Below are 14,892 nucleotides of genomic sequence, written 5' to 3'. Positions count from 1 at the left end.
GATAAAGCTCACCACGGGTCGTCGGAATCGAACCGGTTCTGCTTGTCGATCGCCGCCGGCGTCGGGCACACCGTGTAGCGCGCTTGGTTCCCGCCACCGCGCCGGGCATCGGCCATGCTCTGGCCGGCCAGCCCGACGAGCTCGTCCAGCAGTTCCTGCGGTGGGCAGTCGGACAGCACCCCCAGCGGTGTGCACACCACACCGATACTCGCGGTCAGTCGCGGCGGAGTGGTGGCCACAGCGCCGCGGATACGCTCGACCAGCGGTGAGGAATCCGTCGAGGAGAACGTGTCGGCCACCACGAACTCGGCGTCCCCGAACCGGCCGACGATGGCGTTGTTGCGGGTGGTCTCACGCAGGGTTTGTGCCACCGCCACGAGGGCGCGTTCACAGGCGATGGTGCCCTTGGTGCTCCGCAACAGACTGAAATTGTCCAGCGTCACCAGCAGGACCACCAGGTAGCGATCGTCGACGCGACCCCGCGCCGAGATCAGCGCCCCGGTGGCCCGGTAGAACGCCTCCCGGTTCAACAGGCCCGTCAGCCGGTCGATCTCGGTGGCCAGCACGTTGATGCCCAGCAAGTGCACCATCGCCTGACACGCGGCCGGGACCGACATGGTGACCACCGAGATGAACACCCATGCGCACACCGCGAACACGGTGTCGGTGACGCCGGCGAGCCGCTGCGCCAGCACCACCGCGGTGGCCAAGGCGACCACGATGTTGAATGCGATGAAGCGCGGCGGGTGGAAGAACGCGACGTAGCCCCCGAGGGCGGCGAATGCGGTGCAGCCCAACATGCCCGCCATCGGATGCGTCTGCACCAGACACGACGCCGCGACGCACAGGCTGCCGATCACCACGAACGCCGCCGAGACCGCCTTGGCCGGCCATCGGCGCCGCAGCCACACCGCGGCCATCACCACACAGGCCGTCGCCACCGCGATGGCCACGGCGCGGGGCACGACGCCCGCAGGCCCGGATGGGCTGAACAGCATCGCGATGTTCACGGCCCCGAGGCCGAGCAAGGTCACGGCCAACACCCGGCATGTGACGGCCTGTAGCCCCCGCGATGCCAGCAGCGATGTCAGCCAGTAGAAGTGATCGGGTTGGCGCCACCAGCGCCGTAGGGCCATCACCGGGTAGCCGCCTCCTCGCCTCGTGCGCGACCAGCCTCTGGACTCGATGTCCGAACGGTACCAAGGGATGCGTTTGGGGTCGAGACCTGCGCAAACGCGCTCGGAGTCAGCTCAGCTGCGCGCGAAGTTCGCGCTTGAGCACCTTGCCGTAGCTGTTTTTGGGGAGTCGTGCGACGAACTCATATCGCTTGGGACGCTTGAACCTCGCGATGCGCTGTAAGAGGTGCGCGTCGAGGGTGGCCTCGAGTGTGTTGTCGCCGGGTCCCTCCGGCACCGCAGCCACGATGAATGCGACCACGATTTCACCCCACTGCGGGTCCGGCGCACCGACCACACACGCCTCGGCGACGCCGGGGTGCTCCAGCAGCGCTTCCTCCACCTCGCGGGGGTAGATGTTGCTGCCACCGCTGATCACCACATCTTTCGAGCGGTCGCGCAACGTGAGAAATCCCCGGGAATCGAACGATCCGATATCGCCGGTATGCAACCAGCCCCGCCGCAGCGCGTCGGCGGTGGCGGCCGGGTTGTTCCAATACCCGGCCATGACGGCGTCCCCGCGGCAGGCGATCTCGCCGATCGCACCGACGGGCGCCGGGTGCCCGTCGGCGTCGAGGATCACCACGCGCATCCCGGACCGGGCGCACCCCACCGAGCCCAGGACGGTGTCGTCGGCGTCCGTGTGGCCGGCCGCCGAAAGCCCGGTGATGGTCATCGGCGACTCGCCCTGGCCGTAGATCTGAGCGAAGACCGGGCCGAACGCCGCCAGCGCCTTCTTGAGGCTGTCGACGTACATCGGTCCGCCGCCGTAGACGATGGTGCGCAGGTGGCGCGGACGCGCGCGCCCCGTCTCGACGAGGCGCTGGATCATCGTCGGCGCCAGGAACGCACTGGACCCAGGGTGGTGGTCGCACAGGTCCAGGAACTCGTCGGGATCGAACGCACCGGAGGGGGGTACCACCTGGCGGGCGCCGCGCAGGACATACGGCGTGATGTACAGCCCGGAACCGTGTGACATCGGCGCACCGTGGATCAGGCTGCAGTCCTCGTCCGGGGCGTCGATATCGGCCAGGTGCGCCACCGTCATGGCGGTCAGGTTGCGGTGCGAGAGCATCGCGCCTTTGGATCTGCCGGTGGTGCCGCTGGTGTAGAACAGCCAGGCCAGGGTCGCCGGGTCGGTCTCGGGTACCTCCGCGGGTTCGGCCGACAGCCGGTCCAGGTAGGCGGCGGAGCCGAGAATGTCGACCCCGATGTCGGTCAGCGGTTCCAGCGCGGCGCCGATCTTCGGCGACGCGAACACCGCGACAGCGCCGGAGTCCTCGAGGATCTGCTGCATCTCCCGCGGGTGCAGCTTGAAATTGATGGGCACCGCAACACATTCCGCGGCCCAGATCGCAAAGAACAGCTCGACGATCTCCGGGCGGTTCTCGCTGGCGATCGCGATGCGCGCACCTGCCGGGACGCGCAATGACCCGGCCAGCCGCAGCGCCCGGTCGCGCAACTCGGTCCAGGTGCTCAGGCAGGTCTCGCCGCGATAGACCGCGCCGCGGTCGCCGAACCGTGCGGCGGCCTGGTCGAGCATCTGGAACAGGTTCACCGCGGCACCCAGTCGGAGTTCAACGCGAAATCGGACAGGTACTTCGTGGAGCTCCAGCCGCCGTCGACGACGATGGTCTGACCGTTGATGAAACCCCCACCCGGAGAACACAGGAACGCGACCGTGCTGGCGATGTCCTCGACGCGGCCCAGCCGCTGGTGCGGTGTCATCTCCGTGTTGATCTTGCGGAAGCGCTCATCGGTGAGCCGGTGTTCGACCATCGGCGTGACCGTGACACCGGGCGCCACGGCGTTACAGCGGATTCCTTCGGGTCCGTACTGGCAGGCGATGTGAGTGGTCAGTGCCGTCAGGCCGCCTTTGGCCGCGGAGTAGGCGCCGCCCCGAAGCCCACCGATCACCGCGAAGGTCGACGTCACGTTGATGATCGCCGACCCGGCGCGCATGTGTGGAAGCACTTCGCGCGCCATCCGGAACGGGGCGCGCAGCATCAGGCCGAGGAAGTAGTCGAGGTCGTCGTCGGTGGTCTCGTGCAACGGTTTGGGGCTGCCCACCCCGGCGTTGTTGATCAGGAAATCGATGCGACCCCATCGCCCGACGGCGGCATCGACGATGCGGGCGGGGGCGTCGTCGTCGGTCAGGTCAACCGCGACGGTGGCGATCCGCTCGCTGTCCCCGACCGCGTTCTCCAGTTCGGCCAGTCGCCCGGCGTCGCGGCCCGTGCCCAGCACCGCGTACCCGGCGTCGGCCAGTGTGGTCGCACAGCCGAAGCCGATCCCGCTGCTGGCGCCGGTGACGATGGCCACCTGTGTCATGACGTGAGTACCTCTCGGATCCGGTGTTTGAGTACCTTGCCGGCGTCGTTCTTGGGCAGTGAGTCCCACACCACCACCTGCTCGGGAGCTTTGAAGGTTGCGAGTCCGGAGTCGCGCAGGACCATCCGCAGCTCGTCGACACCGGGCGCGGCCGCGGTACCGGGAACGATGACGGCGCACGCCCGTTCTCCGGTCCGCGGGTCGGGGATCCCCACCACGGCGACTTCGGCGATGCCGGGGTGTCCGGCCAGCATGTCCTCGATCTCTTTGGGGGAGATGTTCTCTCCGTTCCGGATGATGATGTCCTTGGCGCGGCCGGTAACCACCAGGTGGTCCCCGTCGACCCAGCGCCCCAGGTCGCCGGTGCGGAAAAAGCCGTCGCCTGTGAAGGATTCGCGAGCGTCCTCCGGGCGCAGGTAGCCGGTGAGCATCTGCGGGCCGCGCGCCTCGATCTCACCGGAGCCGCCCAGCCGGACCTCGGCGATTCCCACCCGGCCGTCGGTGTCGGCGCCATGGTCGGTGTCCAGTGAGCCCACCGTCGTCACGGGCACCTCCGTGGAGCCGTACACCCGGGTCACCCTGGCGCGCTCGAAGTAGGCCGCCGCGCGGCGGATCAATGCCGGCGGCACCGAGGCGCCACCGCAGATGAAGACCTCGAGGTCCGGGAGACGGGTGTGCGCGGTTTCGGCGGCGCGGAGCAGTTGGTCGAGGAAGGGAGTGGCGCCGGCCATGTGCGTGCAGCGCTCCCGGGTCATCAGTTGCACGGCAGCCACGGGATCCCAGCGGTCCATCAACACCGCGGTGGTCCCCAGGAGCAGCGGGCATTCGAAGGCGTAGATCGAGCCGCCGATGTGGGCGATGGGGGAGGGCACCAGGAAGCGGTCACCCGGTTTGATCTGCCAGTGCCGGCGTAGCTGACAGATCAGGGCATGGATCGAATTATGGCTGTGCAGAACACCTTTGGGTCGACCGGTGGTGCCGGAGGTGTAGAGGACCATCCTCACGGCGTCAGGGTCCAGCGCCACCGGTGTCGCCTGGGGCGGGGTGTCGAGCAAGGCCGCGAACGGGGTGTGCGTGTGGTGGTTTCCGCGGACCACCACCACCTCGGGCGGGCTCGCCAGCCCGGAGGTCACCCGGCCCGCCATCGCCGCGTAGTCGTGGCCCCGGAACTCCTCGGGCACCACGAGCATCCGGGCTCCGGAGTCCTCGAGGATGAAGGCGAGCTCCCGGTCGCGCAGCGACGGCAGGATCGGATTGACCACCATTCCGGCCAGGGTGGCGCCCAGGTAGACGACGGCGGCTTCGTACCAGTTCGGCAACATGAACGACACCACGCTGCCGACGGGCATTCTGGTTGACATCGCCTGTGCCACAGCGGATGCCTGCCGGTGCAGGTCCGCGCTGGTGAGCCTCTGCTCACCGTCGATCAGCAGTTCGCGTTCCGGGGATCGTGCGGCGGCCTCGCGCAGGTCATCGGCCAGTGTGCGGTGCACCCACAGACCGGCGGCATAGGCGGCCTCTTTCACCTGTGGGGCCTCATCCTCGTACCCGGCGCATGGTCATCGAGTGCCGGTATCGCGACGCGGGGTGGGTGTTGATGGTGACCTGTGCGATCTCGCCGTCGGAGGTGGTGTAGGTGCGACACACCTCCATGGCCGCCGATCCCACGCCGACCTTGAGTTCGACGGCCACGTCGGCGGGCATCAGGACCGCCGAGATCTCCTGGTGGACTTCGATGATGGTGCGGCCGAACATGTCCTCGATCAGCGGGAAGATGGGGCCGTTGTGGCGTTGCAGCATCCGGCCGACCGCGGCGAAGGAGCGGTTGATGTAGTACTCGGTGCGGCACACCGGAAACGATGCGCCCTCGGCCCGACGGAATCCGCGAACCGCGAGCCAACTGTCGCCGGGGGTGAGTCCGGTGCGTGCGGCCAGTTCGTCGTCGATGTCGACCATGCGGTTGGACTCGATGACGAACAGGGCGCCACTGGCGAAGGCCAGCAGATCGTTGATCGACATCACGTCCTGGGCATAGGAACCGGTCGAGGCGCGTGGCACCACCAGCGTGCCCGTCCTGGGCCGCGACGACACCAGGTTGTCGTCGCGGAGTCGGCGAAGCGCTTCGCGGACGGTATATCGGCTCACCGAAAAGCGTTCACACAAAGCGTGTTCGGTGGGTAGCTGTGAACCGACGGGATAGACGCCCTCGACGATCTCCTGCCGCAGGGTCCGGGCCACTTGCAGGTAGCGGGGATCGTCGGCGCGCAGTTCGGTCACTGCCTCACCCGCCGTAACTCGATGACCGAACCTTCACCGTCGGCGGACACGAACAGCGCTCCGTCCGGTCCGGCGGCGATACCGGCGAACGGGCCCTGCGGTCCCGAGAACGGCGGCATGCCCAGCAGTGGTTTCGGCACCACCCCCGGTGGCGGCCCGATCGGCAGGTCGGCGGCGATGGTGTGACGCTCTCCGCTGCTCAACTCGGCGGCGATCACCGCTTTGGCTCCGGCGTCGACGATGTAGAGGGTGTCGCCGCGCAGCAGCAGGCCCTGCGGGCGCTGCAGGCCGTCGGCCACGGTCTCACGTTGTGCACCAACGAGTTTGCGCACCCGTCCGGCACCGGATTCGGCCACCAGCACCGCACCGTCGGCGGTCACCGCCACACCCACGGGATCGACCAGTCCGGTGGCCAGGACGTGTGGACCGTCGGGGTGCACGGCCAGGACGCGGCCGGTGCCGAACTCGGCCACGACGGGGGTGCCGTCGGGGGTCAGCGCGAGACCGTAGAGCTGGTCGAAACCGTCTGCCAGGAACTCGCTCTCGTTCTTCGCGGGCCAGTAGCGGGCGACCTGGCCGCCCGAGGTGGTGACCACGAGTTCACCGGGTCCGGCAACCGCCAGGCCGCGCACGAAGCCCGGATAGCCCGGGGAGAACAGCATTCCGGCGGTCTCGGGAGGGCTGCCCGGTCGTAGCACGTACAGGTATGTCCCGTCGGCCACGTACAGCTCACCATCGGTACCGGCCGCCAGGTCCATCGGCCAGTTGAGCCCGCCGGGCAACACGGTCCGGGTACCGGAATGGTCCAGGATCTCGGTGATCTCACCGGTGAAGTTCGACACGAACAGCCGGCCGTCCACGAACGTGAGGTTGTCCAAACCCGGTGTCAGTTGCGCCAATACGGTGCGGTGACCGCTGCGTGGGTCGATACGCAGCACCTGTCCGCTGTGTACCTGTGTCGAGACGATGTTCCCGTCGCTGTCGAACTTGACGGCATCCGGTACGCCCAGATCGGCGGCCACCCGCTCGGGCTGGCTGTGCCGGCCGGCGCCGGGATCGATCCGCCATATCTCGTTGGCGCCCATCACCGGGAAGTACAGCAGGCCGTCGGGGCCGAACTCCATGGCGTTCGGTGACGGTACGTTGTCCAGCAGGACCCGCGGTGCGCCGCCGGCCAGGTCCAGTTCCATCAGGCGGCCGCCCTCGCGGCATTCGCCGACGAACAGCCGGCCCTGATACACGGTGATGCCATTGGCGGAGGGGATGTCGTCGCGCAGTACCCGTGTGCGGCCGCGTTCGAGCACGCTGACCCGGCCGTCCATCACCTCGGTGGCGATCAGCGTCCCGTCGTCGGCGAACGCCACGTCGTCAGGGGCGGTGATCTCCCCGCCCTTGGCGCTCACGGTGTCCAGTTGGCCGGTGTTGACGTCGAGGGCGCTGATCTGGCTGCCCGTCACCTGGGCGATGTAGACGCGCCCGTCGGGACCCGTGCGCAGGCCGTTGGCGCCGAACAGCCGACTCGGCGGCGTCACGCGCCGGCACGCCCACCCGTCCGCGAGGCGGTAGGTGGCGGCGTGCGCGTATCGAGAGGGAGGGCCGTCGTCCATCGGTCGGACAATAGCAACGGTATTTCGTCCAGACAACAGCCAAGGTTTCACGTGAATCATTGCTTGACGTGCGCCCGAACATAGGAGAATGATGCTCTCCAAATGGAAGCATCATACATTCTGGTCCGGACAAATAGGCCGAGTGGGGCCCGTCATGACGGTTGATCCCTTCGGGCTGACCGGACGCGTGGTGGTGGTCTCCGGCGCGGCGGGCGGCGGGATCGGCACCTCGGTGACCGCTCTGGTGGCCGAAGCGGGCGCCACCGTGGTGGCGGTCAGTCGGTCCAAGGAGAAGCTGGACCAGCACCTCGGACCGCTGATCGACAAGGGCTTGCCGATCGTGCCGGTGGCCGCCGACGCCTCCACCGACGAGGGCATAGGGACCGCACTGGCGGCCGCCGGTGAGGCCGACGGCGAACTGTACGGACTGGTCAATGTGGCAGGCGGCGCGGCTCCGGCCACGTGGATGCCGTCCACCCGGGTGAGCCGGACCGAGTGGCGGGAGCTGTTCACCCAGAACCTGGAGACGATGTTCTTCATGAGCCAGGCGGTGGCCGCGGAGGTACGCGCCGCCGGGCGGCCGGGATCGATCGTGTCCGTCTCCTCCATCAGCGGAATGAACACCGCCCCGTTCCACATCGCTTACGGCACCGCCAAGGCCGCCGTCGTCGCGGCCACCAGGACCATGGCCGCCGAGCTGGCGCAGTCCGGGATCCGGGTCAACGCGGTGGCCCCCGGCGTCACGGAGACACCGGCGTCGGGCACCTATGTCGACGACGACCCCGACCGCGACCGCCGGGCCATCGCGATGGGCCGCCGCGGCACCCCCGCCGAACAGGCGGGCGCCATCCTGTTCCTGCTGTCCGAGCTGTCCAGCTACATCACCGGGCAGACCCTCCTCGTGGATGGCGGGCTGAACCTGCGCTGGACCCACGTCGGCGCCGACAACACCTCGCTGTTCCTGAAAGACGAGAACTTTCGTGCCGCCATCACCCGCTGGGAGGAAGCGTGACCGATACCGACCTGAACATCGAGACGGTGGAAGAGCTCTCGACGCCGATGACCATCGGCGTCGAGGCCTACATCTCACCCGAGTACGCCCGCGCGGAACGGGACAAGTTGTGGCGCAAGGTCTGGCAGCAGGTGGGCCGGGTCGAGGAGCTCCCCGAGGTGGGCAGCTATCTCACCTACGACATCCTGGACGACTCGATCATCGTGGTGCGCACGGGCCCACAAGAGTTCCGGGCGCATCACAACGTCTGCATGCACCGTGGCCGTCGCCTCGTCGACACCCCGCCGGGAGAGAAGAACGCCCTCGGCAGGGCCCGTAAATCCTTTGTCTGCGGGTTCCACGGCTGGACCTACGGTCTGGACGGCGCCTGCACCCACATCCGGGAACAGGACGACTGGCAGGGCACCCTGACACCGCGCAACACCCATCTGGCTCCCGTACAGGTGGACACCTGGGGTGGCTGGCTGTTCATCAACATGGACCCGGACTGTGAACCGTTGGCGGACTACCTTTTTCCCGCGGCGAAGATCCTGGACCCGTTCGGGTTGGAGAACATGCGCTTCAAATGGCGCAAGTGGCTGCACTTCGACTGCAACTGGAAGGTCGCTCTCGAAGCGTTCAACGAGACCTATCACGTCTTCACCACCCACCCGGAGTTCAACCGGTTCGGTGAGTTCAAGGGCTGGGCCAAAGCGCAAGGCAAACACAGCAATATCGGTTATGACGCGCCGAAGGGGCTGGACGAGACCAAGTCCAAGATCCGGCTCGGCACCGGCGACCCGCGTATCTCCACCGCCGAGATGCAGGTCTACACCATGGAGGAGACCAACGCCACCACCACCGAGACGTTGGTCAACGCCGCCAAACGACTGGTGGACGAACTGCCCGAGGGCACGCCGGCCGACAAGGTGCTCGAACACTGGCTGACCTCGGCGCGCCGCGACGACGCCGCACGTGGGGTGATCTGGCCGGTCATCCCGCCCGACATCCTGGGCCAGAGCGGCACCGCCTGGCAGGTGTTCCCGAACTTCCAGGTGGGCCAGGGGCTGACCAGCGCACTGTGCTACAGCGCGCGACCCGACCCGAGTTATGACCCCGACAAGTGCATCTTCGAGGCGGCATGTCTGGAGCTGTATCCGAAAGGCCAAGAGCCGCAGACGGCGTGGGAGCACACCCCGAAGGACTCGCCGAACTGGCTGTCGGTGCTACCTCAGGACTTCTCGAACATGGCCGCGGTGCAGCGGGGGATGAAGTCGGCCGGGTTCCCCGGCACGCTGCCCAACCCGTACCGCGAGCGCAGCACCGTCAACCTGCACTATCAGCTGTCGAAGTACATGGGCACCGGAGCCCCTGCAGAGCTCAAGGAGTAGGCACGTGAAAGTCAACCTCGGTACCGGAGCGCAGAATTCGCAGGACTGGGAGCGGGTGCTCGCCGGAGACTTCGCCAGCCCGCCCGCAACCCCCGACTGGGAGTGCGTCCAGGGCGCTTTGGCACTCGGCGACCTGGCCGAGCCGCTCGGGTTCGACGGCATCTGGTTCCCCGAGCACCAGGGCACGCCCTACGGCATGACCCCCAATCCGATTCAGGCCCTGACGTATTTCGCCGGGCGCACCGAGCGGGTGAGCCTGGGCACGTTCGTGGCCGTGGCGCCGTGGTGGCATCCCGTGCGTCTCGCCCACCAGATCGCCTACCTCGACATCGTGTCCAAGGGCCGCTACACCACCATCGGCATCGGGCGAGGAGTGTCGAAATCGGAGTTCGACGCCGTCGGTGTTCCGCGCGAAGAGAGCCGGCAGCGGTTCAACGAATGCCTTGACATCCTGAAGCTGGCGTTCTCCGGTGAACGCTTTTCCTATGACGGCGAGATCTTCTCCTTCCCCGAGATGTCCTTGCGTCCCGCACCCTTCAGTGACGATCTGTACAGCCGGATCTACAGTTCGTCGTCGACGCCGGAGTCGCTCGAGATCCTGTCGCGCCGCGGCATGGTGCCGTTGTTCGTCGGAAACAAGCCGATCTGGGATGCCGGCCTGGAAGTGCAGAAGGTCAACACCTTCCGCGCCGAGGAAGGCCTGCCGCCCTGCCAGCCGAAAAACGTGATGTTCATGTACTGCGTGCCGGAGACCGGCGACAAGTCGGAGCTGGAGTCCAAGACGGAGGAGTGGATCTACACCGCCAACCGTGACGTCAACGTGCACTACGGTTTTGCCGACGCCTCCAACTTCAAGGGCATCAAAGGTTACGAGTCGTATGCCAACCGGGAGGCCACCGCCACCGCGGTGCTCGCCGAGTCCGTGCAGGGGGATGGCACCGGAGGCGTCAAACCGAAGGAAAAGAAGGGCCCGCCGGGATATCACGCGTCCAATCTGCTGATCGGTTCGCCCGAGGAGATCTTCAAGAAGCTCAAGGCCGCCCAAGAGGCGTGCTCGTTCTCCGAGGTCACCATCGTCCCGCAGTTCGGGAGCATGCCGTATGACGACGCCATCGACTCGGTGAAGCTGTTCGCCGAGGAGGTGCTACCCGCCGTCCACGACATGGAGGCGCCGTTGCACGCCGCGGCACTGCCGGAGAAGGCGCCCGCATGAGTTGTGAACCCACGGACACTCCCACAGACATCGACATCGACGCCCTGCGCGAGAAGTACGCGCAGGAACGTGCCAAACGGCTCCGGCCGGACGGGTCGAAACAGTACGTCGAACTGACCGACGACTTCGCCGGTTACTACGAGACCGACCCGTACACCGAGGTGACGCCGCGTGACCCGATCACCGAGGACATCGACGTTGCGGTGCTCGGCGGCGGCTTCGGCGGACTGCTGTCGGCAGCACACCTGAAAAAGGCCGGCGTCGAGGACGTCCGCATCATCGAACTCGGCGGCGACTTCGGCGGAGTCTGGTACTGGAACCGGTACCCCGGCATCCAATGCGACAACGAATCCTATTGCTATATACCGTTGCTCGAAGAACTTGACTGGATGCCCAGCAAGAAGTTCGCCGACGGCCCGGAGATCTACGAGCACTGCCGGCGCATCGGCAAGCACTTCGGTCTCTACGACTCGGCGATCTTCTCGACCCAGGTGCGCGAGCTGCACTGGGACACCGCGATCTCCCGGTGGCGCATCAGCACCAACCGCGGCGACGACATCCGGGCCCGCTTCGTGGTGCTGGCGTCGGGGCCGTTCCATCGGCCCAAGCTCCCGGGCATCCCTGGGATGCAGGATTTCACCGGACACAGTTTCCACTCGTCGCGGTGGGACTACGACTACACCGGCGGCGACAGCACCGGGGGTCTGCACAAGCTCGCCGACAAGCGCGTGGCGATCATCGGAACCGGGGCCACCAGCATCCAGGTGGTGCCTTTCCTCGCCCGGGATGCCGGAGAGCTGTTCGTCTTCCAGCGCACGCCGTCCACCGTCGATGCGCGCAACAACACCGCCACCGATCCCGAGTGGGTCAAGACCCTACAACCCGGGTGGCAGAAGGAGCGCCAGCGCAACTTCCATGCGTGGACCTTCGAAGGCATGGCGCCGGGACAACCGGATCTGGTGTGCGACTTCTGGACCGAACTGGGCCGAAACACCGCCGCGCGGGTGCTGGCGCTGGAAGATCCGGCCTCGATGACACCGGAGTTGTTCATGTCGCTCCGGGAGGAAGAGGACTACAAGATCATGGAGCGGTTGCGCCGCCGCATCGGTGATCTGGTGGACGATCCGGACACCGCCGAAGCGCTCAAACCGTACTACCGCTTCCTGTGCAAACGCCCGCTGTCCAACGACGACTACCTGCCTGCGTTCAACCGCGACAACGTGACCCTGGTCGACGTATCGGATTCCCGTGGCGTCGAGCGGATCACGGCCACGGGTATCGTCGCCGGCGGCAGGGAATACGAAGTCGACTGCATCATCTACGCCAGCGGGTTCGAGATCACCACCGAGATCAGCCGCCGCTACTCGATCGACGCCATCACCGGCCGCGACGGGCTATCGCTCTACGACTACTGGCGCGACGGGTATCAGACGCTGCACGGTATGACCAGCCGCGGCTTCCCCAACCAGTTCTTCACCGGCTTCACACAAGTGGGTATCTCGGCCAACATCGCCGCGAACTACGAACTGCAGGGTGAGCACATCGCCTACATCGTCGCCGAGGCGCTGAACCGCGGCGTGACCGTGGTGGAACCCACGCAGGAGGCCCAAGACGACTGGTGTCGGACCATCAAGGACAGCGCGGTGGACAACTCCGCGTTCGACGCGTCCTGCACGCCGGGGTACTACAACAACGAAGGCGGTGGCGGCGGCGAGGGTATCCGGAGCCATCTCGGTGAACCGTACGGCCCCGGGTTCTACGCCTTCGGAGACCTGTTGGCGCAGTGGCGCTCTCAGGGAGAGCTGGCCGGACTCGACCTCGGAACCCGATGAGCGAAGCCAGGTACCCACTGGGTTTCGAAGGCAGGGTGGCCGTCGTCACCGGCGCCGGACGCGGTCTGGGCCGGGCGTATGCACTGTTGCTCGCCTCGCGCGGCGCCGCGGTGGTGGTCAACGACTCCGGCGGCACCCTCACCGGTGACGGTACCGATGCCGGGCCCGCGGCCGAGGTGGCGGCCGAGATCGTGGCCGCAGGCGGGGTAGCGGTGGCCAGCGCCGCATCGGTGGCCACCGCAGACGGGGGCGGGGCGATCATCAACACCGCCCTCGAGGCATTCGGACGGGTCGACGTGCTGATCCACAACGCGGGCAACGTACGGCGCGCGCCGCTGGCGCAGATGTCCTACGACGACTTCGACGCGGTTCTCGACGTGCATCTGCGCGGCGCTTTTCACGTGGTGCGGCCGGCGTTTCCGGTGATGCTGGAGCGTGAGTACGGGCGGATTGTGCTCACGTCGTCGATCGGCGGCCTGTACGGCAATCATGAGGTCGCCAACTACGGCGTCGCCAAGGCCGGCATCATCGGGCTGTCCAATGTCGCCGCGCTGGAGGGGGCGCCGGCAAATGTGCGGTGCAATGTCGTGGTTCCCGCCGCGGTCACCCGGATGGCCGAGGGTATCGACACTTCCGCGTACCCGCCGATGGGGCCGGAACTGGTGGCGCCTGTGGTGGGGTGGTTGTCGCACGAGAGCTGCTCGGTGACGGGGGAGATCTTCGTGGCCCTGGCCGGTAGGGTGGCCCGAGCGGTGATCGCCGAATCACCCGGTGCGTATCGCGCGTCGTGGTCCATCGAGGAGGTGGCCGAATCCCTGGATGAGATCAGGGATCTCAGCGCTCCGGTGATCTTCCCGCCGGTGCCGGGCGGCCACGCCGACCACATCCGGTACAGCTTCTCCCGAGCGGCCGAACATGTCTAGCGGCCCCCTGACCGGGGTGCGGGTGGTCGACCTCACCGCAATGGTGATGGGTCCCTACTGCACGCAGATCATGGCCGATATGGGCGCTGAGGTCATCAAGATCGAACCACCCGAGGGTGACAACACACGCTACATCTCGGTGGGCCCGGCGCCCGGGATGAGCGGGGTGTTCGTCAACGTCAACCGCGGCAAGCGCAGTGCGGTCCTGGATCTGCAGACCCCGGAGGGCAAACGTGCGCTGCAGGCGCTCATCGAGTCGGCGGATGTGTTCATCCATTCCATGCGGGCCAAGGCCGTGGCCAAGCTCGGCTTCGCCTATCCCGAGGTGGCGCAACTGAATCCGCAGATCGTCTACACCAATTGTTACGGCTACGGCCGTCGCGGACCCGAGGCCGACCGCCCCGCCTACGACGACACCATCCAGGCCGAGTGCGGGCTGCCGGCGGTCCAGGAGCAACTGACCGGTGAGGTGAACTACGTCGGCACCATCATGGCCGACAAAGTGGCGGGGCTGACCGCGCTGTACGCCACCATGATGGCGCTGTTCCACCGTGAACGCACCGGCGAAGGCCAGGAGGTGGAGGTCAGCATGTTCGAGACCATGGCCTCGTTCATGCTCGTCGAGCACGCCAACGGGGCGATGTTCAGCCCACCGCTGGGCCCTGCCGTCTACCCACGCACAGTGGCCCCCAACCGCAAGCCCTACCGCACCAAGGACGGCTACATCGCCGCGTTGATCTACAACGACAAACACTGGAATGCGTTCATCGCAGCGGTGCAGCCGCCCTGGAGCAGCGATCTGTACGCCACGCTGGAACGGCGCGCGAAACAGATCGACGCGGTGTACGCGTTGGTGGCCCAGACCCTGGCCGAGCGCACCACCGACGAGTGGCTGACCCTGTTCCGGGAGCTGGAGATCCCGGCCGCGCCGCTGCGCACCCCAGACGCACTGTTCGACGATCCGCATCTCAACGCCGTCGGTCTGTTCGAGACCGTCGACACCGCATACGGTCCCGTGCGCTTCCCCGGCGTCCCGACCTGGTTCTCGCGTACCCCGGGCCGGGTGCACGGACCGGCGCCGGAGCTGGGCGCCGACACCGATGCGGTGTTGCGTGAGCTCGGCATCCGTACCTCGTTGTTCGGAGCGTGAGC

12 protein-coding genes are annotated in these 14,892 nt (G+C 67.1%); 6 read left to right on the top strand and 6 right to left on the bottom strand.

The window, feature by feature from the left end; genetic code table 11:
- Positions 1-8 precede the first annotated feature (8 nt).
- The 6 genes from NL241_RS31685 to NL241_RS31660 form a co-directional block, all read right to left on the bottom strand.
- Entirely contained in the window at positions 9-1,136 is a 1,128-nt protein-coding gene (locus NL241_RS31685; protein ID WP_487690626.1) for a GGDEF domain-containing protein, read from the bottom strand.
- A gap of 109 nt (positions 1,137-1,245) precedes the next feature.
- Positions 1,246-2,733, bottom strand: a complete 1,488-nt coding sequence (locus NL241_RS31680) for an acyl-CoA synthetase (protein ID WP_494396048.1) — start codon at positions 2,731-2,733, stop codon at positions 1,246-1,248.
- The gene (locus NL241_RS31675) at positions 2,730-3,506 is read right to left on the bottom strand and encodes an SDR family NAD(P)-dependent oxidoreductase (protein WP_494396047.1); all 777 of its coding nucleotides are present in this window, start codon (positions 3,504-3,506) and stop codon (positions 2,730-2,732) included. The genes NL241_RS31680 and NL241_RS31675 overlap by 4 nt, the downstream gene beginning before the upstream one ends.
- The gene (locus NL241_RS31670) at positions 3,503-5,032 is read right to left on the bottom strand and encodes an AMP-binding protein (protein WP_494396046.1); all 1,530 of its coding nucleotides are present in this window, start codon (positions 5,030-5,032) and stop codon (positions 3,503-3,505) included. The genes NL241_RS31675 and NL241_RS31670 overlap by 4 nt, the downstream gene beginning before the upstream one ends.
- Before the next feature lie 10 nt (positions 5,033-5,042).
- The gene (locus tag NL241_RS31665; RefSeq protein ID WP_494396045.1) at positions 5,043-5,783 is read right to left on the bottom strand and encodes a GntR family transcriptional regulator; all 741 of its coding nucleotides are present in this window, start codon (positions 5,781-5,783) and stop codon (positions 5,043-5,045) included.
- The gene (locus NL241_RS31660) at positions 5,780-7,390 is read right to left on the bottom strand and encodes an SMP-30/gluconolactonase/LRE family protein (RefSeq protein WP_494396044.1); all 1,611 of its coding nucleotides are present in this window, start codon (positions 7,388-7,390) and stop codon (positions 5,780-5,782) included. Before NL241_RS31660 ends, NL241_RS31665 begins: the two co-directional genes overlap by 4 nt.
- Positions 7,391-7,544: 154 nt before the next feature.
- On the opposite strand from NL241_RS31660, the gene NL241_RS31655 reads away from it, so the two are divergent.
- The 6 genes from NL241_RS31655 to NL241_RS31630 are packed head-to-tail and all read left to right on the top strand — an operon-like array spanning position 7,545 to position 14,890.
- Positions 7,545-8,402, top strand: coding sequence for an SDR family NAD(P)-dependent oxidoreductase (locus NL241_RS31655; RefSeq protein WP_494396043.1), 858 nt, complete (start codon positions 7,545-7,547; stop codon positions 8,400-8,402).
- A 47-nt stretch (positions 8,403-8,449) separates the two neighbouring features.
- Positions 8,450-9,772, top strand: coding sequence for an aromatic ring-hydroxylating oxygenase subunit alpha (locus NL241_RS31650; RefSeq protein WP_487690627.1), 1,323 nt, complete (start codon positions 8,450-8,452; stop codon positions 9,770-9,772).
- 4 nt (positions 9,773-9,776) lie between these two features.
- On the top strand, positions 9,777-10,985 hold the full coding sequence (locus NL241_RS31645; protein ID WP_494396042.1) for an LLM class flavin-dependent oxidoreductase: 1,209 nt from the start codon (positions 9,777-9,779) through the stop codon (positions 10,983-10,985).
- Positions 10,982-12,817 carry a flavin-containing monooxygenase gene (locus NL241_RS31640; RefSeq protein WP_494396041.1) on the top strand — a complete coding sequence of 612 codons (1,836 nt, stop codon included), beginning with the start codon at positions 10,982-10,984 and terminating at the stop codon, positions 12,815-12,817. Before NL241_RS31645 ends, NL241_RS31640 begins: the two co-directional genes overlap by 4 nt.
- Positions 12,814-13,740: an SDR family NAD(P)-dependent oxidoreductase gene (locus NL241_RS31635; RefSeq protein ID WP_494396040.1), complete on the top strand. Its 927-nt coding sequence runs from the start codon at positions 12,814-12,816 to the stop codon at positions 13,738-13,740. Before NL241_RS31640 ends, NL241_RS31635 begins: the two co-directional genes overlap by 4 nt.
- Positions 13,733-14,890: a CaiB/BaiF CoA transferase family protein gene (locus NL241_RS31630; RefSeq protein ID WP_487690501.1), complete on the top strand. Its 1,158-nt coding sequence runs from the start codon at positions 13,733-13,735 to the stop codon at positions 14,888-14,890. The genes NL241_RS31635 and NL241_RS31630 overlap by 8 nt, the downstream gene beginning before the upstream one ends.
- The last annotated feature ends 2 nt before the right edge of the window (positions 14,891-14,892 follow it).

The sequence above is a fragment of the Mycolicibacterium sp. SMGY-1XX genome (assembly GCF_059132455.1).
The sequence above is the reverse complement of the archived record's forward strand: the minus strand, read 5'-3'. Positions and strand labels throughout refer to the sequence as shown.